Origin of the sequence: Lysinibacillus sp. FSL K6-0057 (assembly GCF_038630885.1) — a bacterium.
GTDB lineage: Bacteria > Bacillota > Bacilli > Bacillales_A > Planococcaceae > Lysinibacillus > Lysinibacillus fusiformis_F.
Genome location: NZ_CP152047.1, coordinates 4103974 through 4129887, shown reverse-complemented (window position 1 = coordinate 4129887; position 25914 = coordinate 4103974). Strand labels below are relative to the sequence as shown.

The following is a 25914-nucleotide window of genomic DNA, read 5'->3' as shown; positions in this document are numbered from 1 at the left end:
ATACAAAAGCAGAGTTGGTAAGATTGGGAAGCAAAACAAAAAGGACAAAGAGGATTAATTTCCTCTTTGTCCTTTTTGTTTTATTTAGTTATGCATTAATGACTTCAAGTTCAAACATATCAATTTGCTCATCTTGCTTTAATACTTCTTTCGCATGATCTTTGTTTTCGACATAGTCGGTAATTGCATTTGCTACATACTCAGCCATTTTAACTGGAACTGCATTTCCAATCATTTGTTCTAAGTTTGTTTTTGAAATACTTAAGAAGTCAAAATCCTTCGGGAAAGTTTGAACATAACTTCTTTCTATTGTAGTTAATGGACGAACTTCCGCAGCAGGTGCTGTATCATTGTGATGACCCGGATAACCTGCAGGAACTGGTCTATTAACTCCACGGATTGTAGGCGAAGGTTCGTCTATGCTAAATACTCCTCTACGATTATAATTTCGAGGGTGTCTATAATAATGTTCAAGACCTAAACTATCCCCAAAGTAATCACGTAGTGTCATTGGCTTTTTAGTTAAATTCTTTTCTAAGAAAGGTAAAAATAAATCGTCTATTCCACCTAGTTCACCAAATAAGAAAAAGCGTTTTCTTTTTTGCGGAACACCACATAAACTTGCATCTAATACCTTTGATGATAATCCATATCCTGCATTTTTAAAGATTTCAACTGCTCTTTTATATACATCGTATTTTTTAATTTGATCTACATTTTCCATTAAAAAATACTTAGGTTTTACATTTACTACTATATTTGCAAAATCTGTTGTTAAGTTTGCATTATCTTTAGCAATTCGATTGCCTGAAGAAGAGTAGTCCTGACAAGGTGGTCCACCGATAATAATGTCTGGATTTAATTGTTTAAAAACACTATAATCTTCTACTTGTGATAAGTCTAAATTAACGCAAGAGTGGTTAAAGTTTGCATTATAAACTTCAACTGCTTCGTCCCAATTTTCAAATGCAGATATAATTTCGAAACCTGCATTTTGGAAGCCTAAAGACATACCTCCACAACCTGAGAATAGGTCTACTACTTTCAAAAAATCACTCCTCTTGTTCGAAAATATCCGATGCGTAATAAATCGCTGCATCAAAACGGCGTTCAGGACTTAATAGCAACTGCCCATCGTTAAGAATAATATTTCCGATTTCCTCCCTTGTAATCCTCGGATTTAATAATTCATCGCAAGCCATATATGGGTTAGTTTTACTTCCATTAACTGCAAAGGCTTTATCTGTTTGAGAATTAAAAGGCATAGTGTAAATTTCACTACTGTTTATTTTATCACGGATTGTGTATTGATGTAACAAGTAAAGCAACCAAACAAGAGAACGTGAATATCTATCTATGCTTTTTTTACTAGTATTTATGGAATTTATAAAAAGTCTAGTGACTGCAAAATCAGACCATACAAATAAATCTAGACAATTATCAGCAAGAGCAGAAGACTTACCATTGGTCTTCCATATTGGGTTTAAAATTAATGGAGATTGTTTATCAATATTTTGTGTAAGTATTTCGTTAAGAACATTTATCATCGTTGGTAGCAAAGGTAAAATAGTCTTTTCGTCATTCCAGTCGCTAATTATACTTGTTACTGGATTGAGAATAGCGGCTAAATCTTTCTTTTTATTTTCATAAAGTTCTATTAAATTTACGGCTAAGTGAACTATTGTTACGGATCTTACAACTATTTCGCAACCGAATTTATCTTCAGTTTTGTTAAAAGTAGCACTGTCAGGTAAAGTTGTTAATTTCACTTCGTGATGGGAAAAGTAAGTATCCTCCAAGCCATCAGTTGGAATACTTTTGATTACTAAGTCGCTTCTTAATAATGTTTCATCATATTTGTTGTGTGGCTTATAAATACCTTCGAACTCAAAGTACACATCACTAATATCTACACCCGCTGGTATTTTAAACAACTCAGGCACTTCTATGTAGTCCTTGTATACAACATATTGACTATCCATTTTTAGATAAACAGGCTTTACTACTTTTTTGCCCATATAGCAAGCAAGTGCTGCGGGAAAACTGCTGTTAAATTGATTTTTACCCCAATTATCTTTGGATGAAAAATCTCTATTCGAGTTCTTTAAGCCGAACAAACTGGCTTTTCTTTCTTCTGTCATCATGTATCCTCCTATTAATAGATTCCAAATATAAGGGTACATGAAGTTGACGATTGGTTCCATAGTATTAGTAAATAAAATAACAAAAAGGACAAAGTGAGTTAATTTCCTCTAAGTCCTTTTTGTTTTATTCTTAATTATTTGTATATTCCTCTATAAACTCTCTTGTAATTTTATCTATTTTGTTTTTTAATTCACGTGCTTCTTCATATAAGTAGGGGAGCAGGTAGTGTGTGCTACCTAATTTCTTAGACCGTATTGAATACTCTCATTTAAGTGCCTCTTCCAATCTTTCGTAGAAGTAAGTTTTAAACAAACGGCTCTTTTTAAATGCTGCCTTTGCAAAAACTTCTGCATCATTGTAGTAATCACTTTCACGCAGTAAATTTAAAAACTGATCAAACTGTCTTCTTGTGGCATATAACTGCAAATATTCTTCAATTGTCTGCATAACAAATTCTTTTGTGTATTTTTCTTTTAACATATTAATAACCCCTTTCGGTCTAGCCAAGTTCAGCCAAACAGAGTAGTGTGTGCTACTCTAAATAATCCTACTAGTTATTTCAATATGCCTATTTACTTTCCTTTTTTTATTTCAAAGAAAATAAAGTTTTTACTTGTAGATGAAATAGATTCACGTTTTACTTAAAAAAAAGAAAAAAGGAAGGAATGATTGAAATGATAGAAACGCAAAAAAATATGTATTATAAGGCTTTTAGTAATGGTGGGTTAATGTTTGTTATGCAAGGGCGTAAAGGCCAACATTTAAATATGCAAAAGAAACACGAAAATACGTTCGTATTAAAAGTTGAAAGATTTATTGATTTTAGCACAGTTAGAACACTTGTTTTTTGCGGTAGAAAATTTGTTAGAATTAGTGGCAATATTTTTATGGATGATAATTTTTGCTACAAGATTCTTATTGAAGATCAATTTACCGTTTATAGTGGATTAAATGTGGCTTTTCTAAAGATTGTGGAATCGGAATATCCAGCAAGATTCTTCAAGAAGGGGGCAGTAAAATGATTCCAGTTGCAGAAGATACTATTTTTAAAAGTATTGTTGTTGATAAGTTTGTTGGTAATGGGAAAGTTCTGTTTCTAACTCCTAAATATAAGGCTGTAGGTAGACTTTCGTTGGAAGAAACGCTTTTAATTTACATTCTAGATCATTTTGAGATTGACAACGTAGACATGATTGCCTTAAATGGATTTGTTTTAAAAAGGAGAATGAGTAATGTATTTTTACAATTCAAATGGAGAATTTTTTTATGTAACTCTTAATAAGTTTATTAAACTAGAAGAAAATAAGGTTTGTTTGCTTAATTTTTACAAGGTTGCACAATAAAAAAGAGGCTTATTCCTATCACATTTTAGGAGTAAGTCTCTTTTTTATCAGCAAGTTTGTTTCATTGCTTCTATTTTTTGTTCAACAATTTTATTTAAAAGTGTTTCTTTTTCTTCATCTGTCATACTTGTTGGCAAGAAATCTTTAAAGTTATCTGGAGTCATGTAGCCTTCCCAAAACATATTACACACTGTAAGTGTAACTTGTCTTTTTTCGGCAATTTCTTTTTCAACTGGCTTAACTACTTTCAGAATATTACTCATATTCTCCACCTATTTTTACTTGTTTGTGAACAAATTTCCCGTATGCTGTTTCAGTGTATTTATTAAATCCATCTTGTGTCTTTTCCATCAGGTGGGTGTTTTCTTCTGTAACGGATACCTCTGGGACTAACTTGAAAGGTTTTTGATTTAAACCTTCTTGATAGTCTAACTCTTCTTTAATCGCTTTTTCAGAAGCAAGTCTTTCAAGTTCTTCTTCGATTTCGTGCTTAGTAATTGCTGCTTTTAAAAGAAGTTCTCTTTCTTTTTCCTCAGACTCTAGATCTATTTCTTTTTGTTGGTAAGTGTCAATAAGATCCATTGCTTGTTGCTTTGTTAAGTCCTGAACTATTTCGTCTTCACCGAATTCTTTCTTAATTTGAATATCATATAAATTAGCAGTATTTAAATCTACATTCACCTCGACATTCCCCATCATCGTTTTAAACTTGTTATTTTCTTTTAACATAATAATTGCCCCTTTCGTGTTGCCTACTGCAACAATGCAGTGTGTGCTGCATTTTATTAATACTTGTAATTTCGATACTTTAAAACAAAAACCTTTTTTTATTTTAAAACTTTTATTGAAAATAAAAATTTTTTTTGTTATAATATATAGTTTTTCTTTTCTAACAAAAAACCTTTTTTTATTTTAAAACTTTTTAAAAAAGATTTTAGAACTTTAAAACTTACTACTTTAAAGAACATTTCTTTTTTCAAAGTTAAAACCCTCTTTTTTAGAACTAAATTTCTTTACTACTTTTGAGAACTTTTTCTTTTTAAAATAAAATATCTTTTTAGTTGCTTTAAATAAGTTATTTTGGTTAAAGAAAAGAGTTTCTTCCTATTAAAAGAACTAAGGGTTTAGAATTTGGTTTTTAACTTTGAAAAAAGAAAGTTCTAGAAAGTAGATAAGCCTAAAGATCTTTAAAAATAGTTATTGTAGTTTTGGAGCAAAAAGTTCTCTTTGGAATCTAAAATTCCACTATCGTCTTCGCATCAGATGATTTATTATATTTATTAGATTTATTATTTATGATGGGGTAACTTTTTCTTCCGAAAAACAGCCTTTTTTGGAATCTAAGATTCCATTCTCAGAATAAAAGATTCCGTTTTTGGAGGAAAAAATTCCAAATCAATTTTCAAGGGTAATAAAAAATTCCGTTTTGGAATAAAAAATTCCAAATAAAAAAAGGAATGTTTATTCTGAAGAAGAAATGATATACATAAGCATATTATTTCGAAAGGGGGAGTTTATATGCAATTAGTAAAAACATACAAACAATTTTCAGACTTATATTCAATCTTAGGGTGGGAGGTCATCTTAAAAGGTTCGGATTGGGCTGTACTAAGTCTTTTAGTGAGATTAGAGCAAGCCATAGCATTAAAGAAGAACCTCGTTAAAGGGCAAATAGACTGGAACCAGAAGGCGTTTGACTTTTACATAACTGATCAACATATCGCAGATCTAACAGGTCTACATATAAAGTCGATTGGGAAGATAATTTCAAATTTAGAGGAATTAGGATTAATTAGTGCAAAGTATAGAGTTAATTCTAAAAAGGCGACAGAATACACTATTATTAAACCTGTTCCACTTCCTGCTGAAATTATTATTCCTAAGTTTTGGAGCGAGATTATTTTTACAGAAGGTCGTGCTGAACAGTTGGTGCAGGAGTATGTTGATTTTGTAAATGGAGGACAGAATAGCAAGGAAAAAGTAGATCTTGAAAAAAGACTATTAGAGGCAGGTTATCCTTCTTCTACTGTTGCTGAGGTGTTAGCATTAGATAGTTTCAGAATCGTTGCTAACGGGCTTTTAAATGGCTTAAAATGCAACTCCAAAGAAGAGGTTGACACTAATAAAGAAGAAGAGGTAAAGCCTAATATAAAGGCTTTTAAAGAGTTTTTAGACAGTAATAATTTAGATTTTAATGGATATAAAAAATTTGCAGAAAAAGACGAGAATGAACAGGAAGTAATTCTTCAAATATTAAGTAAATCGAACTTAGAAAAGGTTCAAAATTTAGGAGGTTTTATTTACTCCTTATGTAAAGAAGATCTTGCTAAATTAAATGAAAGACTTGCACAAGTAAAGTCATTTAAGGAAGTTGTTAAGAAAGAAAAGAAAGAAGAAGCAAATGACAGAGATTACTATAAGCAATTCTTTAAGTAATTAAAAAAAAGACTTACAGCGAACACTCATTCCTGTAAGTCTTTTTTTGTTTATTTGATGAAGAAAAACGGATGTTTTCCGCCATCCGTCTTTCATTTGTATTTTATTATCACTACAGAAAGGAGGTATTTAATATGACACTCAAATAACCACTCAAACAACCACTCTAGAAAGATTTATAAACCATATTATTATAGACAGTTATCCATAAAGTATTTTTAATATTAAATTCTTAGATTTAACTATTAAGTTATACGAAAATAACGAAAGCCTGCTCTATGCCTCCGACCACCACTGTCCTAAGTGATAACTTTATATTACCATCAGAAGGAAAAGATATCCAGAAAAAACTTTAAAAATAAAATAAATAAACAAAGGTATTGGTATTGAAAAGAAGAAATTATATATTATAGCAAAAAGATTTCTGAATGTAAATAATTTTATTGGAAATAAAAAAGGTATTACATTGGTTAAATCGAAAAGTTAGTTATTAATACATGTAGCACACACTACATTATTTGCGAACAGCAAATCGAAAGGGGATATTTATATGAACAATCAAGTAATTAATCAATTCGGACAAGGTAATCAAACAGTGGTAATGGAAAATTACTATATTATAGATAGTTACTATCAAAGTTTTTCAGACATTCCACAAGCAAAGATCGTTGAGGTTTTTAACTTCTTAAGAACTCCATTTGAATTCAACGAGTTGAAAGCCGATCACAAAGGGAATTACAGTGTAATTCCTACTTACTGCAGACAAAGACTTTATAAAGCATTTCTTCCTGTTAATATTCAAGAAGAATATAGCGAATACAAACTGAACGGTGGCAGTATGTATTGCACTTGCACAATAACAGTATGTGGTGTTCAATTCACAGGTGTTGGTGGTGCTAAATTAAATGTAAAGACAGCAGAAGGTGTAACTTACGACCATAACACACTAAAAAGTATTCAGAGTTCTGCTTTCAAGGACGCTTGTAAGCGTTTAGGAATGCCTACAAGCAGTGAGGATATGGCTTTAGTAATTAAGGGTGTTAGAGGTAAACAACAGGCTTATAAGCCAAATAACCAACCTGTAAGAAAAGAGCAGTACAATAACAATAACAATAGTAGACAAGAGCCAAACTTTGAGCAAATGAATAATCAAGATCCATTCAATAATCCAAATTTCGAACAAATGAATGGCCAACAAAATATAGTTCAAATGCCAAATCAAAATAATCAAAACCATTCCATTCCTTGTTCAGGTTGTGGATATGAGATTACGAGTCAAAATGTAATTCAAAAATCAACTAAGATCCACGGAAAGCCATTGTGCTGGAACTGCCAAAAAAAGAAACAAGCAAACTAAATAATTAATAAAAAATGACTTGAATAATTTATCAAGTCATTTTTTATTTTCTTCTTCAAAAAAAGAAGGTATTCGTCCTCCTATCCTCAACTATAGATGCAGGAGGTGTTTATTGTGGCTAAAAAATGTATTTACAATGGCATAGAGTTTGATAGTGAAACTGAAAGAGATTATTATATTTTTCTTCTAAATCAGAAGGAAAAAGGATTGATAAAAGACTTTGAAAGACAAGTAAGATATGTCGTTCAAAAAGGATTTATATTGCAAGGCAAGAAGAAATTAGACAGATTTTACACAGCAGACTTTGTGGTTGTTTTTAACGACAACAGTAAGATTTTAATTGATGTTAAAGGACATTTAAAAGACGAAAGAAACTTAATCAACAACACTTTTTCAGTTTTAAAACAGTTCACAGAAGCAGGTGAAAATGTTGATTTTGCGATTGTTTATCGCAAGCGAAGTCGATGGTTTTGTAAAGCAGTACATACTAGATTGGACTATCCTGATTTGGGTTTAAATTGGTATAAAAATAAAAAAATAAGGTAATAAAAAAAGGTTCGTTATTAGATATGTTGAAAAGACATACAGGAGGTGTTTATTATGACTAAATCAATAGAGCGAATATTAACAGAAAGTAGAAATGACCTATTAGAGCCAATTTTTGACGAAATACTAGAAAAAAGAAAAGAGGACATGTTTACTCACTTTGACTTAGATCGTTTGTTATACGAGTACCAAATACTAGTAGAACAGAAAATGAAGGAGGTTGAGGAAAATGACAAAACTTGAAAAAGAAACAGAAATATTTCTAAAGGCAATTAAGCAATTTAAGGAGGTTGTAAATTCTGACGAATGTTGTACTGAGTTTGAACTAATGTATAGAATGTCAGACTGCTATTACTATCTAGTAGGATTAGAGTATATTTTGCAAGAGTATTAACTAATTTCAACGAGGCATCCCCGCCTCTGAGGGGAGGTAGGTGGAGGCAGAGGGAGGAAGTGGTTATATGCCATTTTTTACAACAGATGTATCAAATTTTACATGGGTTGAATTTCTAACATGTGCTTGTCTTGGAGTTGTTGTATGTATTGTCTTTTACAAGATTTTTATAGATTGAAAGCAAAAATGCTCGGCTCGGCAAAATGAGCAGGTAGGTGGAAGAGGAGGTGTATGTGTATGTATATGACTACTTTAAAATACTTGGGTTTATTTTGTTCATTAAACCTTGTTTATCTAAAGGCTGTAGAAGGAGATTGGTATTTAACTACCTCATGGATAGCCATATCTTTATATTATTTAAGATTAATAGTGCAAGAATAGAAATGGAAGGAGGAAATAAAAATGAGTAATTGGAAAGTTCCATTTGATCAAAATGGTGATTTATTAAGATATGACAAATGGGATTCTTATGAAAAGAAAGATAACTTCGAGTTCGAAGTATCTACTGCTGAGTTCATAGGATTTGAAAGAGGAAGAAGTTCTGCAATTAGTTTATGGAGACTAGACGGGCGAGAGTATCCTATGTTTCTAACAGACTTAAAAGACTTGTTGCTAAAAGTAAGAATTGAAGAAGGTTTTATAAGTAGTCCTTTTAATTTAATATTTACATTCTCAAAAAAAGGCTCTAATTTAGGTGTAAAACTTTCAGAAAATAACTTTATAAATTAATAATACAAAAATAGAAAGGGGAGATTTATATGTTAACAAAAGAAGAATTGTTTAACTTAATATATGACAACAAAAAATACAAGCAGTGGGTGGTTATAGCGGTAAGGAAGGCTTGTTTAACCAACAAAAGTAACTTATCCTTTAACTTTTTGGAAGAGGATATGGTTTCAGAAGTTCAATTCCGATTAATTAAATTCTATTTAGAGAATAAAAATGAGAGTCTAAAAACGAGTCATTTTTACACAAAAGCCTATGATTTTTCACGTGATATTCTTCGAGAATTTTCTAGAAAAAGTAAGCATTTAAAAGATAAAGATGTAACTATTACACACGAAGATATGAATGACGAAAAAAACACAAATAAATTGAAATATATACAGGAGGTAGATTTATTCCTTCCTAATGGACTTTCGGTCAGACAGCAAATTATCTGCAGAATGTTAGCATCAGGATATGCAAGAATTGAAATCGCTGAAAGATTGAAGGTAAATAAAAGCACAATTACACGCGAAATAGAAAAACTAAAAGTATCATTGCGATAAATAAAAAGGTTTTAACTTTTTTAGAAAAATAATTCTAATTTAGTTAAAACTTTTTTATTTTCTACGCAACAGAACATATGTTCTTGTCGGGGTATATAGTGTAAGGACTAAAGATAAAATCATGTAAATTGAACCCCTTTCGATTGATGGTATTACTCCTTATAGATGAAAATCAAAACGTTACAAATATACCACTTGCGAGAGTGTTGGCTCTCCTTCATTCTTGCAAGTTCTCGTACTGCTGGTGCTTAAAGACAGGTTCAATCCCTACGAGTACGACCAAAGAAAAAAACACCTCCTAAAGGTATAAATTCACAAGACTGTCCGGGCTGAAAGGTTCGGACTTCTTGCATGAAAAATATAAAACGATTATGGAAATGAAATGAAATGAAATGAAAGGAAGGGATATGAAATGAAGAAATTAGAAATTAAAGATAAAAAATATTTAAGAAGTTATGAGTTTATGGAAAAAGGATTTTTAGAGTTTGAAGGTGGTTGTTATAACCATATACCGTTGATTGGATATGGTTATTTTGAAGACACAAGCACTATAGTTGTTTTTTCAAAACACACTATATATAGGGGTGTTAAAATCAAATATTCATACTATGTGGAAATTTCAGATGAGGATCTAAGTATTAATTTGATGAAAGAAGATTTACAAGGAAATAGAAGATTTACATCTTATTTAGAGACTTTAGCAAGTATGAAGAATGGTAACTTGCTTACAACTCAGATTGAAAATGTAGTTGATTTATATAAAACATTAGACCTTTCAGAAGAATTAAAAGAAGAAATCTACAATGAGTGGGTTGAAAAAGAAGTTAATGACCAATCAGAAAAGACTATGAAGGAAGTTATTAGAAAGAAAATTAGCGAACATTTTGAAGAAATATTGGCATCTTCGCATGAAAAAAGCATTATTGAAGACAATGAAATAGATAAATTATTGTCTACTTCATTATTAGACAATCTTAATAAAGACGGTTTTTATGATCAACTTGCAGAAGGTTTATATGAAAATTTTATCAAATCAGAAGAAGAATCAGAAACTCCACCTAAAGGTGCTATCATACAATATGAAAATAGTTGGAAATTAGACAATGAAGAAGAACCACAAAACTCATTATATCAACTACTTCAAATTTTAAATAGAGTGCATGGTAAAGAAGGTTATTGGTTTGATTAATCTAATTAAAGTTGAATATAAAAAAGGAAAAGAAAAAGCAATAATTATGGTTGAACGAGTAGGAATTAATGTTACTTTAAAACTATTTTCTACTGACCTCTTTAAGCGAACTAAACAAGAATTTATGCTTGCTGTTGCATTTAAAGATTACACAGACGAACTAGAAGGTATCGAAAAAATGCTTGTTGAAAAGGGGTATTCATTTAAGAGTACCGAGGGGAGATTTGAGCCACCTGAGAGTGATTTTAATGAGTGAAAATATTAAAGAACTTTTAGAGCAACTAGATCAAGATACCATAAATCGTATAAATGAGTTTTTTGAAGAAAGTAGTACACAGAGGATAATAAAAGAAGTCGTCTTTAGATTTACTGAAAATGACAAAGAAGATATTCTACAAGAAGTTCAAGAATCTCTTTTTAAGTACATAGTAAAAAGGTCTATTTGGGATAATGGATATTTAAATTTATTATCTACAGAAGAGTCTTATCTAAGAAAAGCAATTCAGTTCTCAACATATTCCAAAAAGAATACTAAAAAATACAAGCAAACCTTTGTGGAAATACCTTATGAGTTTAAAAGCGAGGTGGCTAATGGTGAAAAACACAGAAAAAATAAGCCAGTTCTGCAGAGGAATAGTTAGCAATTCAGAACGAATAGAAGATAGTCAGTTTCTTCTTATTCTTGACGAAGAACTTAAAGAAGTAAACTTACGAGATCAAGAGATTTTAATATTTGAACTCGTTACAATCGAAAAATTATCTTACGAAGAAGTTGCTGCACAATTAAATTTATCTGAAAAGAGAATCAGAAATGTTTATTCTGAGGCTAAAAAGAAGATAAAAAAAGCAATAACAAACTGCATATAACGGGAAGATTTAAAAGAACTAATGTATTTAATAGGTGTAACATTTCTGATTAAATATTTCTTCATTTTTAAATCCTCTAGTGTCTTCCATAAAAAAAGAAGACAAAAAAAGACACTGTATTTATTTATAGTGTCTTTTTTTATGTATGCAGAAAGAAGGTGATTTTACATGCAAAAAAAACAAACAAAAAGAAAGGTTTATGACTATAAAGTTTTACCACGAATTAAGGAAATTAGAGGTTGGGTTACAGAAGGATTAACTCAAAAGCAAATAGCCTCTAATTTAGGTATTTCACAAAGTAGTTTTTATAATATTTTAAACGAATATCCAGACTTTAGAAAGGCATTAGATATGTGGAGTCAACCTGCAAATATTGAACTAGAGAACAGTATGATGAAATCTGCAAAAGGCTTTTACTACACAGAAAAGAAAGAGTACTTTGACGCAGACGGAGAGTTAGTCAATTTTATTGTAGATACTAAGTTTTCTAAACCAGATACCCAAATGCAGAAGTTCTTGGCTTTAAATAGAATGTCAGAATTTTATCGTGAAAAGATTGAGTTTGAAAACAACTCTGATACTGAATTTGTTGTTCGTATTTTTGATGAAAATGAGAACGAAGTTGATTTATTAAATTCAGAAGAGGAAGAAGAATGAAGAAGAACGGACAGATAAATTTAAATTTACATACTAGTATATTTAATAAAAAGTATCTTCCTTTTCTTGCTAGTCAAAAATATTTAAATGTTATTTACGGTGGCAGTGGATCAGGAAAGTCTGTATTTATGGCAGATAATATCATCATCAGAAGTGTTAATAAGAAAAACTTAAGAACTCTTGTAATCCGAAAAATTAAAGAAACGATACGAGAATCAGTTTTTGCTGAAATTGTCGATAGACTTGAGTTTTTTGGAATAAAGCATTTAGTAAAAATAAATAAAACGAATATGAAGATTGAGTTCCCAAATGGCTCTACGATTATATTTAGAGGTATTAGTGATTCTGAGGCTCTAAAAGGTATTTCTAAGATTGATTTAATTTGGCTAGAAGAAACAACGGAAATGCTTGAGAGTGACTTTGAACAAATGGTTAAGCGTCTTCGTGGTACAAGTATTGAGAATGGAAGAATATATGAAAAGAAGTTCCAAATATTTATAACTTTCAACCCAATTGATGAAACACACTGGTTAAAGAAAAGGTTCTTTGATAAGAAGCCAGAAGATGCACTTGTCGTACATAGTACATATCTAGATAACAGATTTGTTGGTAAGGATTATAAGAAACGACTCGAAGAAGGGCGAAGGCATAACGAAAACGACTACAATATTTATGCTCTTGGTCAGTGGGGTGCTGTTGGATCTGTTATTTACAGAAACTATGTAAAGATACGAAAAGACGAAATACCACCTAATCACGACTTTAGCCGTGTTGTTTGTGGTTTAGACTTTGGAGTTAATGACCCTAACGCTTTTTTAATCATAGGGATTAAAGAGAACGATGTTTATATATTAGAGGAGTTAGTCGTTAACGAAATAACAAATAAAGAATTGATCGAGATTATAAATGAAAAATTCCCTTATGTAAGAGGAAATAGAATTCCTGTAATTGCCGATTCTGCGATGCCCGGATACATTATGGAGTTTGCCCGTGCAGGATTTAATGTAATTCCTACTAAAAAAGGTGCTCATTCTGTTACAGAAGGAATCGACAATGTAAAACGTAGAAAGATTTTCATTGCTGATCACTGTGAGACTTTCTATAAGGAAATTGTTTCTTACAAGTACATTGTAAATAAAGAAGGGCAATCTCTGAATAAACCAAAAGACGGAAATGATCACTGCATGGACTCTTTACGTTATGCAGTGTATGAATATGTAAAGATTTTCGACATCATGGACGAATTAATAAATCCAGTAAACGGGCGAGTTGTAATTAACGGAATTAAACGTGGCCGTGGAAACTGGTGAGGAAAAGGAGGAATGAAAAATGACAAATAACTACGAATATGAAACTCCTATTATGGTAATGCGAAACTTAGATCAGGAGAATATGCCATATACTCAAAAAGAAATAAATGCTCTTGTAAAGTCCTCTAGTGCTTCACTTGGATCTAAATTAAATATTGCATATGAAAAATATGAAAACATTTACAAAGGACAATTAAAAGAAGCATTTACAACTGGATATAGTTTAGAAGATAAAAACCGTTTTATTAATGTGAATTTAGTAAAACCTGCAGTTCGAGAACTATCAAATTTATTCGTATCTTCTAACCCATCTTTTGCTGTTCAGTCAAAAGATGCTCAAGAGTGGCTAGATAAGTATTTAAAAGACAATAAGTTGTATAGTAATCTGTTCGACATTGTTGTTTCAATGCTAGTTCTAGGCGGTGTAGTAATTAAAACAGGAATGAGATCAAAAGATAACGGTGAAATTGATATTTTTACAGAATATGTTCACCCAAAACACTTAGAGGTGATTCAAAATCCTTGGGATATTTCAAAGCCTAAAGGATATAGATTAACTTATAATGTTGTCTATGAAGGTGTAGAGTATAGACGTATTGAGGAGTATAAGGATAACTTGTACACTTATTACAATTTAGAAAGAAAAGACGGACAGGCTGAATTTGAACTTGTTGAATTTAAAGAAATAAAACACAATGCTGGTATGTTGATTCACTATGTACCATTCAATAGAGATCCTTTCAGTTTTTTTGGTAAATCCATTATTGCTGATGTTGAGGATTTACTAAAAGAGGTGTGTAATCGTTTTACATTTCTAAAGCGTGTCCTTGATATTTTTTCTTCACCTAAATTAATTGTTCCTCCTCACATTTTCGCACAAATGAAAAAAACAATGGGGATAGAAGTTAAAGTAGACGGTTATGGCTCAGAATATATGTCAGTTGAGTCAATAATGGGTCAACATGATATATACTGCCACAACCCTGCAATTGACGGTGAGAACCCTCCTGAGTACCTTACATGGGACGCTAATACAGAAGCAGCCTTTAACTTCTTATTTACTAATATTTCAGCAATGGCATTAATTATGGGTGTTCCAGAACATGTTCTTTCAATAAAAGATGGTAGTGTTTATCCAGAGTCTGGTAAGGCTATTTCTTTACGATATATTCCTTCATTAATAATTGTTAAGAATATCCAAAACCTTTTATCAGATGCATTGGAATTGTCTTTCTATTCTGCTCAAAAATTGGCTTATTACTACGGTTTAATTGCGTTTGAGGCAGAATGGGTTAATACAACATTTAGCAATGCATTCCCATTAGATGCTGAGGACGTTGCAATCGAGATTACTAAACAACAAGCAGGACTTCAAAGTGAGGAAACAACAAGAAAGAAAATAAATAATACTAACAGCAGACAGGATGCAGAAGAAGTAGAACGAATTAAAGAAGAAAAGGCTGAAAAAGAATCTAGTCATAGTCACGATAAGACACCTGAGCCTTTTAATTTAACTGATCTACTAGAAATGAATAAAAAAGAAGAGGAAACTAAAGAAGGTGAAGAATAATGAGTCAAAAACCTTATTCTTTAGCAGAGTATAACAGAAGAAGTAAACAAGCCGAGGATATTCACCAAAGTCTAGTGAAGGCTTATGAGACTTCTAGAACATATATTCAGATGCAGTTAATGCAATCTGCAAGTTTCGATATTGAAAATACAGACAAGTTAAGGACTCGTAATGAACAACTCCTTTTAAATATTAATAATGCACTAGATAAGTTAAAGGAATATGAGAATCAAAACCTACCTCAATTATTGCTAGAACGTCATAGTTTAGGTAAGTATTGGGCCTTATTCAATCTTCAACAGAGTGGTATTGTCCTTCCTGATACCTCACAACGGTTCACTAAGATAGATGAATATGCTATCAGTCATGTTGTTAACCAAACTATGCAAAGTATGGAAGCAGCACGTGCAGGTGTGATTTCCAATGCTACATATAATATGCAAACTACTCTGAATGAAGCCGTTCTTAGAAACCTAATAACAGGTAAGTCTTTAAAAGATAGCGGTCCAGAATTGGCTGAATTATTGAAGGCTAAAGGAATTGATTCTATAACTAAGAAAAACGGAGTTCAAATGGACTTAGTTGAATATGCTAAATCTAAACTTCATCAAGGTGTAATGGTTGCCCATAATAAGGGTACAGAGGCGATGCTACTTGACGAAGAAATTTACTTTGTAACTTACACAACTCATAAAACGGAATGCGAAATCTGTAAAAAGGAAGTGTTTAGTGGTGGTAAGAAGGTTGTTTATTCCATTCACCCAGATATTACAGAGTTAGAAGACGGTAGAAAAGTTAAGTATTTAGGAAACACAAAAGGAGGAAGTGGACAGATACATTTTAAATGTAGGCACGTTCTAGTTCCTTTCGTGGTGGAGTTTGAAGATCCTGATAATTTTGCAACAACTGGAAAAGATGAAAAAGAAGAGGAATAATCCTCTTCTTTTTTGTTTTTAACGGGAAGCATCTTTGCCTTTCTTATATTTAATGTAAGAGGTGATAACTATGGAGGAAATTAAAAATGAAGAAGTTGAAACAACAGAAGAAGTAGCAATAAAAGAGGAAGTTGAGACTACTACTAATCCTGTTGAAACTGAGGAGGTTAAAACTGAGACTGAAAAAGTTGAAGAAGAAACTCCTAACGAAGATAAAGTTCTTATTGAAAGTCTAAGTCAAGAACTTGATTCATTAAAATCTTTATTAAATGGTCAAGAACTTTCTTCAGTTCTAGAAGAACTTGAAACTTTAAAACAGTATAAAACAGGCAAAGAGGAAGAAGAAAAAAAGGTTCAATTTGATAAGGACATTAAGGAAGCATTAAATGGAAGGGAATTACTTGAGGCATATAAAGGTCAAGTTGAATTTTCGACTGACAAGGAAAAGATAAAAGAACAAGTAAACTCTGTTTATGCAAAAATGATGAACGACTTAAAAGAAAAGAATCTTCTTTCTACCATTGGTGGTCAAGGCTCTAATCCAGCACCTACTAAAAAACAAGGTTCAGGATTGTTAGATTTTGCTAAGGAATTATTAGGTTAATACCTAAAGGAAAGGAAGGGATTATATAATGCATACACTATTACATAGTGCAGGATTGCAAACGGATCAACGCCTGTCCGAAATATATGGCGCGATTGCTAAAGGATCTCCTTTAACGGCTCGTTTCTTGTTCCAACCTATTAAAGGTGCAAGTATTACATTTAGTCGTAAAGACGGTTTAATGGGTGCAGGTACACGTTATATTGGTCAAGAACCAGAACAAACTAAATTTAATTACAAACCAGTAACAGAAAAGACTTCTATTTTCTATGCAGATTTCCGATACGACAAAAATGAATTAAGCCGCATGGTTAACCCGGAGGCTTTCTTAAAATCTGCTTTAGAAGACCAAGCGGCTTCTATTTCACGTGCATTTGCGGATGAAGTGTTAAATGGTACTGGTGACGATTCAGGACTGAGGGGTGCTAAGTACCGTGTTGATCCAGAATTATTATTTACTGCAATAGAAGGTAAGATTAATATTGCTCAATTACAAATGGCTCAATTAGCATTACAGCCTGCTAATGTTACTGACGTTGTAATTCTAGTTTCAGATCAAACTTATGTGCAACTAGTTGATTTATTGGCTTCTAAGCATCTTTTAGAACGTAGTAAAGATCAGTTCGAAAATAACATTGTTTCATTTAACGGTTCTGAAATTATTCGTATGAGTACATTCCAAAAGCAAGTTGATAATGGTAATGGTAAATTCTCTACAATTACTGTAAATCCATTACCATTCAACGAAACTGTTGTGGTAAATGAAGGTACAACTTTAGAAAATACAGGCTCTATCTACTTAATGAACCTTGCACCACACCGTTTCAACGGTATTGAAGGTGAAGCAGGTATCACAACTGAACCTTATGCAGTTGGTGCTATCTACAAGGGTGTACATATGAGTTGGGATGCAGGTATTGCAGAATATTCTGCTCGTTCTGTTGCTCGCATTCAAGGATTAACTAGTCCATTTTAACAAAAAAGTGAAGGGTAGGAGTAAATCCTTCTTCTTCACTTTTTTGTTTACAAAAAGGTTCATAAAGAAAGGAGTGATTTTATGAACACTTATATAGTTAGGCTATTCAACAAATCAAGTGACACTGTTTTAGGTCTGAAGTTTGAAGAAGGAATAGCAGAAACAACAGATAAGGAATTAGTCGAAAGATTTAAACGATACGGCTATTCAGTAGAAATAAAAACTCCTGCGAAACGAAAAAGAGGTGTTGCTAAATGACAGTAATTAGAGATTACGACTTAGTTCCTTTAGAAACTGCTGATAATTTCGTTCAGGACGTCCTAGATCATTCTTTTAGCAATTGGTTTAACTTCACAGAAGAAGAAAGACATAAAGCCCTTAAATCGGCTTGGAGGACTATTTTTAGAAGTGTTGTCTTTAAGTACACTATACAGGCTAAAAAATACAAAGATTCAGCAGTTTTTGAAGCCGTTATTATTCAAGCCTATCACGTATTAACTGATATGGAAGCCCAACTAGCAATTATAAATAAACGAAATGGAGTAACAAGCCTTTCAGCAGGTGACTATTCTGCTTCTTATGATACTTCTTCTATCCGTTCAATATATCCTGATGCTTACGAAACTTTACTACCTGTTATCGTTCTTATGGGGAGGTTTTAATATGTACAATCTTTTCAAAGAACCAATTAAAGCATACCCTGCTGTAAGAAATGCTAAAGGTCAAAAAGTTCCTATTTACGAAAAAGAGCATATTGAATATGGATATCTTACATATGAAAACAATTGGGATATTGACGGGAACAACCAAGAGCAATATACAATCTATGCATATTTGCACTGTTCAGCAGATTCTCCAATTGATGAATCATGGAGGATTTTCTATGACGACAATATGTACACTTGCTGGAGAGTGTATTTCGTAAGACACCCTTATAGTTTACGAATTATAAAGAAGATCGTGTACTTTGGCTAGACGAGCATCAATGGGTGTCAATATTGACCTTAGCGGTCAAAAGGAACTAGTAAGGAATAGTAAGGATTTAAGGAAAAAGTTAAAAAAGGAAATTGAAAAGACTTTAAGAAAAGCCAGTTTTAAACTGCTTGCTGATGCAGTTAATAAAGCACCTATCTACCAAGGTGAAATGGATGAAAACGGTGATTTGTTAAAGGACGAGGAAGGAAAAGTAATAAAAACACATGACGGTGGTCAGTTGAGGGCTTCTGGAACTATCGTTAAAAATAATAAAACCATTATTGCTACTTCTGATGAGAATGGATCTGTTACTTCTGGAGGTTCTAGTCCTTCTAGTTCTAATAAGATAGAGAGTGAAATTACACTTGATATTGGGTTTAATGTACCATATGCAGAACCTCAGCACGATAATAACTATCGACATATAGACGGTCAAATGGAGTACTTAGAGCAGCCATTTAGGGAGTTAAAACCAAAGATAGTTGAAGAAGTAGGAAAAACATCAAGAAAGACGATTCACAAGGCAACACGTGGAAATCAAACAAATTAAAAGGAGGAGTTGGAAATGAATTATCGAGAACTTAATATTCCTGCAGAGGAACTTGAAATTAATAGCGGAATCTTTCCTTCTGTTCCTTTTATTTTGCGATATTACTTAGCAGAAGAAGGCATTGAAGAATTAATGAATATCCAAATAGATTCTGCAAATACAGAATCTATGATATTTCTATATGAATCTGGATCTAATCCCGGACCACGAACTGCAAGATATATTCGTTACCCTGTTGTTACTGTAAAAATTAAGTACTATAACCATACAGAGGACAGAGATCCACGTGAAGTTGCTGATATGGTAGTAGATTCATTAGATAGTATTAGAAATATTAGATATAAAAACTACTTAATAAAAAACTGCTTTGTTGAAAGTGAACTTGAATTTTTTGAACAACAAGATACTTCACTTGTATACAAAACAATTTACTATGTGACTCTAATTGACTTAAAAAAGCAGGCAGAAGCACACGGATATGAGTATATTCCTTCTAAATTAGAGTTAAAAGAGCAAGAAAATGGCTCATAAAATGGAGTCGATTTACCTAAAAACACTTAATCTACGTATTTTATAGGTAAAAAAGAAAGGAGCGAATTGTAAATGATTAATGAAGAAAAAAGCATATTAAACGAGTCATATAGTATGTTTAAAGGCACAATGACAGGTGCAATAGCAACACGTGGGATTAAATTAGGAACAACTTCAGAAGACGGATTAACAGTATCATTTGAATTTGGAGATTTTGAAATCCCAAACGGTGAAAATCTAGCAACAATTGGACATACACGTAGACCAAAATACGCAACAGCAGAAATTGCTTTCATGGAATTTGACCGCACTACATTAGAGACTTCACTACCTATGCTTGAAGCGTTAGGTAATGGATATTCTTTAAAAAGCGGGGCTTACAAGTTGCATAATTTAACTGAGTGCTTTATATTTGCACCTTCGGAAGATCCTGATAATAAAGATCGTTGGATTATCTTCCCAAAGGCAGTAAACGTAGGTTCTCCTGTATTTGAATTTGGACCAGAAGTTGTAACTGTAATCGGGTTAGAACTTCGCACATTCCAAAATGAATCAAAATATCATGTTTTATTCGGAAATACAGGAAATGTCGGGGCTTAATAGAGATTAACCTATATATAAATAGAAGGAAGGAAGGATTAGGATTTTTATTCTTTCCTTCCTTTTATTTTGTATTTATTCGTCAACTAACAAAAAAGGAGGAAATGAAAATGAATAACAATGTAGCATTTTTAAAAGCAAAAAAGGTTGATTATATCAATGTAAATGGTGATTACGATTCGGTAATTGTAAAGCGTGTTTCAGTTTTTACAATCCTTAATCAGATTTCAGAATTAGTGCGTGATCCAGAAATTGGTGAGGAAGTAATAAGTAAATTAACGGCAGGAGAATTAGATACTGAGTCAGCAATTGATGCACTTGTGTATGTAATTCCTAAAGTTCCTTCCTTATTAAATCCTTATTTAACAGAGGAATTTGATTATGAGAATGTGGCTGATTTTGACGGATTGAAAGACATCCTCTTAGCAATCTATGGTGTAAATATGAGTCCTAACTTGGCACAAATAAAAAAGTTCATGGGGGGATTCAAGAAAAAGGAAAAGGACAAGACGAAGGATTCAATCTAGAAAAATTACTAATGGAAATCAGCAATTTCTTTTTAAATAAAGGAATTCCCCCGTCTGTTTGGCAACATGATTTTTCCTTTGCTGAAATTATAGAGCAGATGGAATTAGAGCGTAGAAGTAAAACAATTTCAGACGCTAATGATTTTATGTTGGCTATTGCTCCTATGCAAGCATTAAGTAAGGAAGGTTCAAAAAATATCAAGAAAATATTTAAAGAGTTTGAGCGTGAACAAAGTAAATATGATCTTAGTAAAGGAAATGAAAAGAAAACAAATATTAAAGAACAAGAAGAAGCATTTAGAAATAAACTTCTTGCTCTTAAACAACAGAAGGGAGGTTAGATATAAATGGCAAGTAAATTTGGATTAGGTTCTATCATTGCTCGTATTGGAGCAGATTCAAGTCAGTTTGAAACTGTAATGGATTCTGTTGAAGATCAAATTAAGAATCTTCAAGGGGCATTTAGTAAGGCTGACTTAACAATGGGTGGCGCTGCTGTTGCTCTTGGTGGAATTGCTAAAGGTGGCGCAGGTGCAATTGCTAGTGTTGTAAAAGCCGCTGCCGAAATGGAAGACGCTATGAATAGAGTTCAAGCACAGACAGGCTTACCTGATAATATGGTTCAAGGATTCAAAGACGACATGCGAGAATTGTTCGTTGATGGGCTGGGCGAAACATATGACGAAGTTGGTAAAGGATTAGTATTAGCAGAACGCTTATTTAAGGATGACGACAAGAAACAAATAGCAAGAAGAATATTGGAAATATCGAAAATTTTTGAAGTTGGTTCTGACGAGGTTGCTAGTACTCTTTCTAAAATGACAGTAGGCTTTCAAGTTCCTTTTGAGGAGGCAGCAGACGGTCTTGTTAAGGCTTTACAAGCCTCTGGTGGTTCGTTCAATGAAACATTAGGTGCATTCGAAGAGTACTCTGAGGACTTCCATAATAGTGGATTTGACATTGGTGATGCTATTGCAGAAATGGAATATGGAATTCTAGAAGGTGGTTCATTCAACCTTGATAAGGTAGGAGATTCCGTACGTGAAGTTATGGATAGAAGTAAGGATCTAACTGACGATTTCCTTGATATGATTCGTGTTTTATATGCAGAAGAAATCGAAAACGGCTCAATGTCTGTTGAGGGAGTTATAAATGCTTTAAAAGCAAGGGATAAAGGAACAATGAAGCAATATCAAGACATTATGATGCGTATTGGAAACGTTGGTGACTCCTTTGTAAAACGTAATTTCATGGAAATAGCAGGAGGAAGTATTTCGACTGACGTTGGTGAAATGTTCTTTAATAATTATGAAAAAAGGATAGGAAAGTTCGTAGAATCGACAGGAACGGCAGATAAGGCCTGGAAGGACTTTACCGAAGGCTCTTTTGAACACTCTTCATTAAAACTAAAAAACTCATGGACGGATTTGAAGGCTACTATTGGTCAGGAACTCCTTCCTACTGTAATTAAAATCATGGAAGGATTAACAAAGGCAATTAATACAGCAAACACTTTCCTAAAAGAGAATCCGGGCTTTGCTAAGTTTCTTGCTTGGTCTTTAGTTATAGGAACAGTTCTTTCAAGCATTGCTTCTGCAATTCTTAGTTTAATGGTTGTCGTTAAAGCAGTTCAAGTTATCCTTTCTAAGTTTGGTACTTCTTTAGGATCTCTTTTAAAGCCGATAGGAAACTTCTTTAAAGGTCTTTGGGGAAATGTTGCAAACTTCTTTAAAGGAGTAGGAGGATTCTTTAAATGGATATGGAACGGTCTTAAAAGTTTAGGGAAATTTCTTTCTAGATTTATTAATCCTATCGTTGGAATTGTTTTACTCGTTCTATCTGTCTTAAAAGGTGCTTACTGGCTTATCGAAAAAATATTTGGGAAGGATTGGGCAAACATATTTGCAGGAATGGTTACTCCAATGACACTCCTACAAGACGGCTTCCATTCTCTTCTTAATTTCCTTGTTTCATTACTTCCTAAATCAGTTCAAGGATTTGCTCAGAAAGTGGCAGATATTATAAGTTGGTTGACTAAATTGATTGCACTACCTGCTCAAATGCTTCAAAACCTCATTAAAGGTGAAACAATCAATCCATTTAAGATAATGGCTCAATACACTGATGGGTTGAAGAATGGAAATGCTACTGGTGACGTTTATAATTTTGCATTTAATGGTTTAGTAGATAAGCATAATGCTCAAGCAACTGGTAAAGGTTTAGCAAAAGGATTAAAAACTGCTAACGGAGGGACGTTTTAATGAAAGGAGGAATTAATAATGAGTTACTACTTACCAAGCGATGAAGTACTATTCTATTTGGAAAATACAGATGGAACAGGACGAATAAATTTTATAGGAACATATGACGATTGGAATCCGCGCTCTTGGGAAGGAAACTTTGCAGTTAAAATTCCTTTAGATGGAAATATAGAAAATGCATTATTTGAATCATATGGAATGGTTAGTCGAATTTCAATTGAGGCTATTATCCTTCATGAAGACCTTCCTTCATTCCTTTCCTCTTTGCATAAGAAGCGTAGATTTAAGGACCCTCATGGACGCTATGAAGTTATGGTTGAACGTGCGGAAGCGGTAAAAGGAAAGCAGGTTTCAGACTTAGATACGATAGGATTAACCTGCATTGTAATTAAAAAATTATAAGGAAAGGAGGATAAGAAAATGAATTATTATTTAGGACCAGATAGGACTGTTGAAATTAAACTAGTCGCAAGAGGTGGACGAGTTATCGAAGATCGCTATATTGAAAGTCTTGACTATACAGGGGCATATGGAGAACCTCAAACCTGTAATATTCAATTAATTTCACATTTAGATAAATTCACCTACTTGAAAGACACTAACTTTAAGGGGATTTTAAATAAAAGAGGTGAGATTATTGAGATTTCAATAGTAACAAAGGGAAGCAATCCGAAAGAAGACTTCTTAATGAAGGGGATTGTTAATGCTTGGGGCATGACGGCTGAAACAGGAGATTACACACTTATTCGTGTTGAAATGACAGATAGAAATACGGATATTAATAGTTCTATTCTTCGTGGAACAAACGTTTCTGCTACTGGAAATATTTACGAGAATGCTGCTGAATTACAATCGACACAAGATAGAGATTTAGAGAATTTAAGTAATGTTCTAGGAAAGATAAAAGAAAATGATCCTTCCTTTAATTTCAATATAGGTACACCACAGTTGGATTTAGATTATGGAACAACAGAAAAGCCAGACGGTTGGGGTGGATCTGGTAGTAATCCTCCTCAAAACAACACAACAACTCCTGTATATGGAGATTGGGAATTGGTTTTAAGTGGAAGTAGAAAACTGTTTGAAACTAAAAATCATAACAACACAAAAATGGCTATGACAAAAAACGGACTCCTAATTGTGTTAAATCGCTACAAAGATTCTACGGGTACTTTAACTTCTTTCTGGGGTATTCGTGTCATTGATATGAATGAAAGGAAGGAAGTTACAAATCAATTAGGGTTTGGTGGTAAGGCTCTAGATTTAACAAACAGTAGTGCTGACGTTAATATTGTTGGTGACTTAAAGGCTGATCGTGCAATGGTTGTTGCAGCAGGTAATTGGGGTCGTGATGCAAAAATGATCATGATAGATTTAGAAGATAAGTCAATTAGGAAGTTTAAAATGAAGAATCAAAATGGTGTTGAGGTTAATAGAATAGGATCTTCTGATTCTATATCTTCAACAAATCATTATTATTTCGAAAACAACACATTAATGTACTGCTATTCGATAAACCGAGTTTTATTTCTAGATTGTTGGGACTTGCGAGGAACTACGGCTACTTATTTCTATGGAAAATCATTTTCAACAGGTGATGGTTGGGAAAATTTTAGATATATGGTAAGTGGGAATTATGTTTATATGCATGTTTACTATGTGGATAGAACTGTTATCGGTTGGAATTGGTATAGCAGAAGATATGCCTTTAGATACAGTGATGGGTTAAATATACAAGAGGAGGATTTACCTCAAATCTTTAGATCTTTATATGACACCTCTAAGGAGCAAGGAATTGACTATATTCATGGTTCAGCCGCTACATTTAACTTTGGCTACTCGATGACATATAAAAGTGACTCTTATAATATTTATGACCCGATAAATCTAACAACAGTAAAGGAAATAAGAACTACAAGTCTATACGATGTATATACTAAATCATTGATAGGAAATTATTTTTACTCTAAGGGCTATGTCTATTTCATTCCAATTTACACAGAATATGATGCGAATGAAAACAACAGGAAGAAAAGAGGATATGATGAAATCATTCGTTTTAGAATTAAATACCAACATGACACAGTTCTTGAAAACGGAGGCGAAGCAATAAAAAACTGGCTAGACGAAAGCAATAATCAGATCTATAAAGACTTTGCAAATGGTACTTCAACTCCTTCTGTTCCTCAAATTCCTAATACTCCTTCCTTTAATGATTACTTTAAGGATGCCTATAAAGATTCTGAACAAGTTGTTCCTTCCTATTCTACTGCAGGATTAACAAATGGAGATCTATTAAAGGACTTAGCAGATAGTACAGGAATGCAAATGCTAAGTGTAGGAAATCTTCTAATTTTTGAAACCCCTAAAGTGAAATCAATTCCAGACTTTGAATTAAGCACAGCATTTTCGTCAGAACCTATTGAACATTTAAAATCTGCCACTGTTTTCAATTCGGTTAAGATTACATATGGCCGTGGCGCTAAAAGTGGAGTTGTACAGGTGTTTAGGGATGAAAATGTATATGCAGGAGAATCCGCTTCTACGTACGAACAAATAAGACCAGAAATGGATAAGGCACAGGCTGATGCATATGCCAGAAGTATTTTAAAGAACGGCATTAAGGAAGAGTTAATATTTAGTTACCCTTATGTTCCGGGGTTGAAGCCCGGTCATACTGTTTTATTAACAAGTCAACGACTTTTAGGTGGAAGTTACAAGGGAGTTTGTACGAGTGTAACTATAAATATAAGTAAAGGAAACGGGGCTTCGGCTACCTATACACTTACTGATTATTCTTAATCATTCCTTTCCTTTATTCGTTATAAGATTGGTCCACTTACGGACAGGCAGGTTGGTGGAAAAAGGAG

General features: G+C 32.8%; 35 protein-coding genes. 30 read left to right on the top strand and 5 right to left on the bottom strand.

Features of this window, described 5'->3' with window-relative positions; genetic code table 11:
• Positions 1 to 88: 88 nt before the first annotated feature.
• The 3 genes from MHB40_RS20625 to MHB40_RS20615 all read right to left on the bottom strand — a co-directional run bounded on the left by MHB40_RS20625 (position 89) and on the right by MHB40_RS20615 (position 2625).
• Positions 89 to 1048: a DNA cytosine methyltransferase gene (locus tag MHB40_RS20625; protein ID WP_342533376.1), complete on the bottom strand. Its 960-nt coding sequence runs from the start codon at positions 1046 to 1048 to the stop codon at positions 89 to 91.
• A 4-nt stretch (positions 1049 to 1052) separates the two neighbouring features.
• A complete protein-coding gene (locus MHB40_RS20620) occupies positions 1053 to 2144 on the bottom strand; it encodes a HindVP family restriction endonuclease (RefSeq protein WP_342533375.1) in 1092 nt (363 codons plus the stop codon).
• Positions 2145 to 2409: 265 nt separating this feature from the next.
• Positions 2410 to 2625 carry a hypothetical protein gene (locus MHB40_RS20615; RefSeq protein ID WP_342533374.1) on the bottom strand — a complete coding sequence of 72 codons (216 nt, stop codon included), beginning with the start codon at positions 2623 to 2625 and terminating at the stop codon, positions 2410 to 2412.
• A gap of 194 nt (positions 2626 to 2819) precedes the next feature.
• Here MHB40_RS20615 and MHB40_RS20610 point away from each other — a divergent pair, with 194 nt between their 5' ends.
• Together MHB40_RS20610 and MHB40_RS20605 are read left to right on the top strand one after the other, a co-directional pair.
• A complete protein-coding gene (locus tag MHB40_RS20610) occupies positions 2820 to 3167 on the top strand; it encodes a hypothetical protein (protein ID WP_342533373.1) in 348 nt (115 codons plus the stop codon).
• Positions 3164 to 3424, top strand: coding sequence for a hypothetical protein (locus MHB40_RS20605; RefSeq protein WP_342533372.1), 261 nt, complete (start codon positions 3164 to 3166; stop codon positions 3422 to 3424). Before MHB40_RS20610 ends, MHB40_RS20605 begins: the two co-directional genes overlap by 4 nt.
• A gap of 111 nt (positions 3425 to 3535) precedes the next feature.
• On the opposite strand, the gene MHB40_RS20600 is transcribed toward MHB40_RS20605, so the two are convergent.
• Complete coding sequence (locus MHB40_RS20600) at positions 3536 to 3751, bottom strand: hypothetical protein (RefSeq protein ID WP_342533371.1); 216 nt, start codon at positions 3749 to 3751, stop codon at positions 3536 to 3538.
• Positions 3744 to 4217: a hypothetical protein gene (locus MHB40_RS20595; RefSeq protein ID WP_342533370.1), complete on the bottom strand. Its 474-nt coding sequence runs from the start codon at positions 4215 to 4217 to the stop codon at positions 3744 to 3746. The genes MHB40_RS20600 and MHB40_RS20595 overlap by 8 nt, the downstream gene beginning before the upstream one ends.
• A 789-nt stretch (positions 4218 to 5006) precedes the next feature.
• Between MHB40_RS20595 and MHB40_RS20590 the strand changes: the two genes are divergently transcribed.
• The 28 genes from MHB40_RS20590 to MHB40_RS20455 all read left to right on the top strand — a co-directional run bounded on the left by MHB40_RS20590 (position 5007) and on the right by MHB40_RS20455 (position 25846).
• Positions 5007 to 5924 carry a hypothetical protein gene (locus tag MHB40_RS20590; RefSeq protein ID WP_342533369.1) on the top strand — a complete coding sequence of 306 codons (918 nt, stop codon included), beginning with the start codon at positions 5007 to 5009 and terminating at the stop codon, positions 5922 to 5924.
• Between the two features lie 550 nt (positions 5925 to 6474).
• The gene (locus MHB40_RS20585; protein WP_342533368.1) at positions 6475 to 7281 is read left to right on the top strand and encodes a hypothetical protein; all 807 of its coding nucleotides are present in this window, start codon (positions 6475 to 6477) and stop codon (positions 7279 to 7281) included.
• A 114-nt stretch (positions 7282 to 7395) separates the two neighbouring features.
• The gene (locus MHB40_RS20580; RefSeq protein ID WP_342533367.1) at positions 7396 to 7827 is read left to right on the top strand and encodes a DUF1064 domain-containing protein; all 432 of its coding nucleotides are present in this window, start codon (positions 7396 to 7398) and stop codon (positions 7825 to 7827) included.
• A 54-nt stretch (positions 7828 to 7881) separates the two neighbouring features.
• A complete protein-coding gene (locus MHB40_RS20575; RefSeq protein WP_342533366.1) occupies positions 7882 to 8070 on the top strand; it encodes a hypothetical protein in 189 nt (62 codons plus the stop codon).
• Positions 8057 to 8221 carry a hypothetical protein gene (locus MHB40_RS20570; RefSeq protein WP_342533365.1) on the top strand — a complete coding sequence of 55 codons (165 nt, stop codon included), beginning with the start codon at positions 8057 to 8059 and terminating at the stop codon, positions 8219 to 8221. Before MHB40_RS20575 ends, MHB40_RS20570 begins: the two co-directional genes overlap by 14 nt.
• Positions 8222 to 8623: 402 nt before the next feature.
• A complete protein-coding gene (locus MHB40_RS20565) occupies positions 8624 to 8950 on the top strand; it encodes a hypothetical protein (RefSeq protein WP_342533364.1) in 327 nt (108 codons plus the stop codon).
• Between the two features lie 29 nt (positions 8951 to 8979).
• The gene (locus MHB40_RS20560) at positions 8980 to 9492 is read left to right on the top strand and encodes a hypothetical protein (RefSeq protein ID WP_342533363.1); all 513 of its coding nucleotides are present in this window, start codon (positions 8980 to 8982) and stop codon (positions 9490 to 9492) included.
• Between the two features lie 412 nt (positions 9493 to 9904).
• Entirely contained in the window at positions 9905 to 10681 is a 777-nt protein-coding gene (locus MHB40_RS20555; RefSeq protein ID WP_342533362.1) for a hypothetical protein, read from the top strand.
• Entirely contained in the window at positions 10674 to 10937 is a 264-nt protein-coding gene (locus MHB40_RS20550; protein WP_342533361.1) for a hypothetical protein, read from the top strand. The genes MHB40_RS20555 and MHB40_RS20550 overlap by 8 nt, the downstream gene beginning before the upstream one ends.
• The gene (locus tag MHB40_RS20545; protein WP_342533360.1) at positions 10930 to 11322 is read left to right on the top strand and encodes a hypothetical protein; all 393 of its coding nucleotides are present in this window, start codon (positions 10930 to 10932) and stop codon (positions 11320 to 11322) included. The genes MHB40_RS20550 and MHB40_RS20545 overlap by 8 nt, the downstream gene beginning before the upstream one ends.
• Positions 11273 to 11548 carry a sigma factor-like helix-turn-helix DNA-binding protein gene (locus MHB40_RS20540; RefSeq protein ID WP_342533359.1) on the top strand — a complete coding sequence of 92 codons (276 nt, stop codon included), beginning with the start codon at positions 11273 to 11275 and terminating at the stop codon, positions 11546 to 11548. Before MHB40_RS20545 ends, MHB40_RS20540 begins: the two co-directional genes overlap by 50 nt.
• Positions 11549 to 11716: 168 nt before the next feature.
• On the top strand, positions 11717 to 12205 hold the full coding sequence (locus tag MHB40_RS20535) for a hypothetical protein (protein ID WP_342533358.1): 489 nt from the start codon (positions 11717 to 11719) through the stop codon (positions 12203 to 12205).
• Positions 12202 to 13515, top strand: a complete 1314-nt coding sequence (locus tag MHB40_RS20530; RefSeq protein WP_342533357.1) for a PBSX family phage terminase large subunit — start codon at positions 12202 to 12204, stop codon at positions 13513 to 13515. The genes MHB40_RS20535 and MHB40_RS20530 overlap by 4 nt, the downstream gene beginning before the upstream one ends.
• A 19-nt stretch (positions 13516 to 13534) precedes the next feature.
• Positions 13535 to 15085 carry a phage portal protein gene (locus tag MHB40_RS20525; RefSeq protein ID WP_342533356.1) on the top strand — a complete coding sequence of 517 codons (1551 nt, stop codon included), beginning with the start codon at positions 13535 to 13537 and terminating at the stop codon, positions 15083 to 15085.
• The gene (locus tag MHB40_RS20520) at positions 15085 to 16020 is read left to right on the top strand and encodes a phage minor capsid protein (RefSeq protein WP_342533355.1); all 936 of its coding nucleotides are present in this window, start codon (positions 15085 to 15087) and stop codon (positions 16018 to 16020) included. Before MHB40_RS20525 ends, MHB40_RS20520 begins: the two co-directional genes overlap by 1 nt.
• Before the next feature lie 70 nt (positions 16021 to 16090).
• The gene (locus MHB40_RS20515; protein ID WP_342533354.1) at positions 16091 to 16624 is read left to right on the top strand and encodes a hypothetical protein; all 534 of its coding nucleotides are present in this window, start codon (positions 16091 to 16093) and stop codon (positions 16622 to 16624) included.
• A 28-nt stretch (positions 16625 to 16652) separates the two neighbouring features.
• Positions 16653 to 17600 carry a hypothetical protein gene (locus MHB40_RS20510; protein WP_342533353.1) on the top strand — a complete coding sequence of 316 codons (948 nt, stop codon included), beginning with the start codon at positions 16653 to 16655 and terminating at the stop codon, positions 17598 to 17600.
• 81 nt (positions 17601 to 17681) lie between these two features.
• Complete coding sequence (locus tag MHB40_RS20505; RefSeq protein ID WP_342533352.1) at positions 17682 to 17858, top strand: hypothetical protein; 177 nt, start codon at positions 17682 to 17684, stop codon at positions 17856 to 17858.
• The gene (locus tag MHB40_RS20500; protein ID WP_342533351.1) at positions 17855 to 18262 is read left to right on the top strand and encodes a hypothetical protein; all 408 of its coding nucleotides are present in this window, start codon (positions 17855 to 17857) and stop codon (positions 18260 to 18262) included. Before MHB40_RS20505 ends, MHB40_RS20500 begins: the two co-directional genes overlap by 4 nt.
• Before the next feature lies 1 nt (position 18263).
• Positions 18264 to 18575, top strand: a complete 312-nt coding sequence (locus MHB40_RS20495; RefSeq protein ID WP_342533350.1) for a hypothetical protein — start codon at positions 18264 to 18266, stop codon at positions 18573 to 18575.
• Positions 18568 to 19125 carry a hypothetical protein gene (locus MHB40_RS20490; RefSeq protein WP_342533349.1) on the top strand — a complete coding sequence of 186 codons (558 nt, stop codon included), beginning with the start codon at positions 18568 to 18570 and terminating at the stop codon, positions 19123 to 19125. The genes MHB40_RS20495 and MHB40_RS20490 overlap by 8 nt, the downstream gene beginning before the upstream one ends.
• A 15-nt stretch (positions 19126 to 19140) precedes the next feature.
• On the top strand, positions 19141 to 19656 hold the full coding sequence (locus MHB40_RS20485) for a hypothetical protein (RefSeq protein ID WP_342533348.1): 516 nt from the start codon (positions 19141 to 19143) through the stop codon (positions 19654 to 19656).
• A 72-nt stretch (positions 19657 to 19728) separates the two neighbouring features.
• Positions 19729 to 20256 (top strand): hypothetical protein, encoded by a 528-nt coding sequence (locus tag MHB40_RS20480; protein ID WP_342533347.1) that lies wholly within the window; start codon positions 19729 to 19731, stop codon positions 20254 to 20256.
• Positions 20257 to 20366: 110 nt separating this feature from the next.
• Positions 20367 to 20783: a hypothetical protein gene (locus MHB40_RS20475; RefSeq protein WP_342533346.1), complete on the top strand. Its 417-nt coding sequence runs from the start codon at positions 20367 to 20369 to the stop codon at positions 20781 to 20783.
• Between the two features lie 11 nt (positions 20784 to 20794).
• On the top strand, positions 20795 to 21124 hold the full coding sequence (locus tag MHB40_RS20470) for a hypothetical protein (protein ID WP_342533345.1): 330 nt from the start codon (positions 20795 to 20797) through the stop codon (positions 21122 to 21124).
• 6 nt (positions 21125 to 21130) lie between these two features.
• Complete coding sequence (locus MHB40_RS20465; RefSeq protein ID WP_342533344.1) at positions 21131 to 23044, top strand: phage tail tape measure protein; 1914 nt, start codon at positions 21131 to 21133, stop codon at positions 23042 to 23044.
• A gap of 18 nt (positions 23045 to 23062) precedes the next feature.
• Positions 23063 to 23446: a hypothetical protein gene (locus tag MHB40_RS20460; RefSeq protein ID WP_342533343.1), complete on the top strand. Its 384-nt coding sequence runs from the start codon at positions 23063 to 23065 to the stop codon at positions 23444 to 23446.
• Positions 23447 to 23464: 18 nt separating this feature from the next.
• Positions 23465 to 25846 (top strand): hypothetical protein, encoded by a 2382-nt coding sequence (locus MHB40_RS20455; protein ID WP_342533342.1) that lies wholly within the window; start codon positions 23465 to 23467, stop codon positions 25844 to 25846.
• Positions 25847 to 25914: the final 68 nt, after the last annotated feature.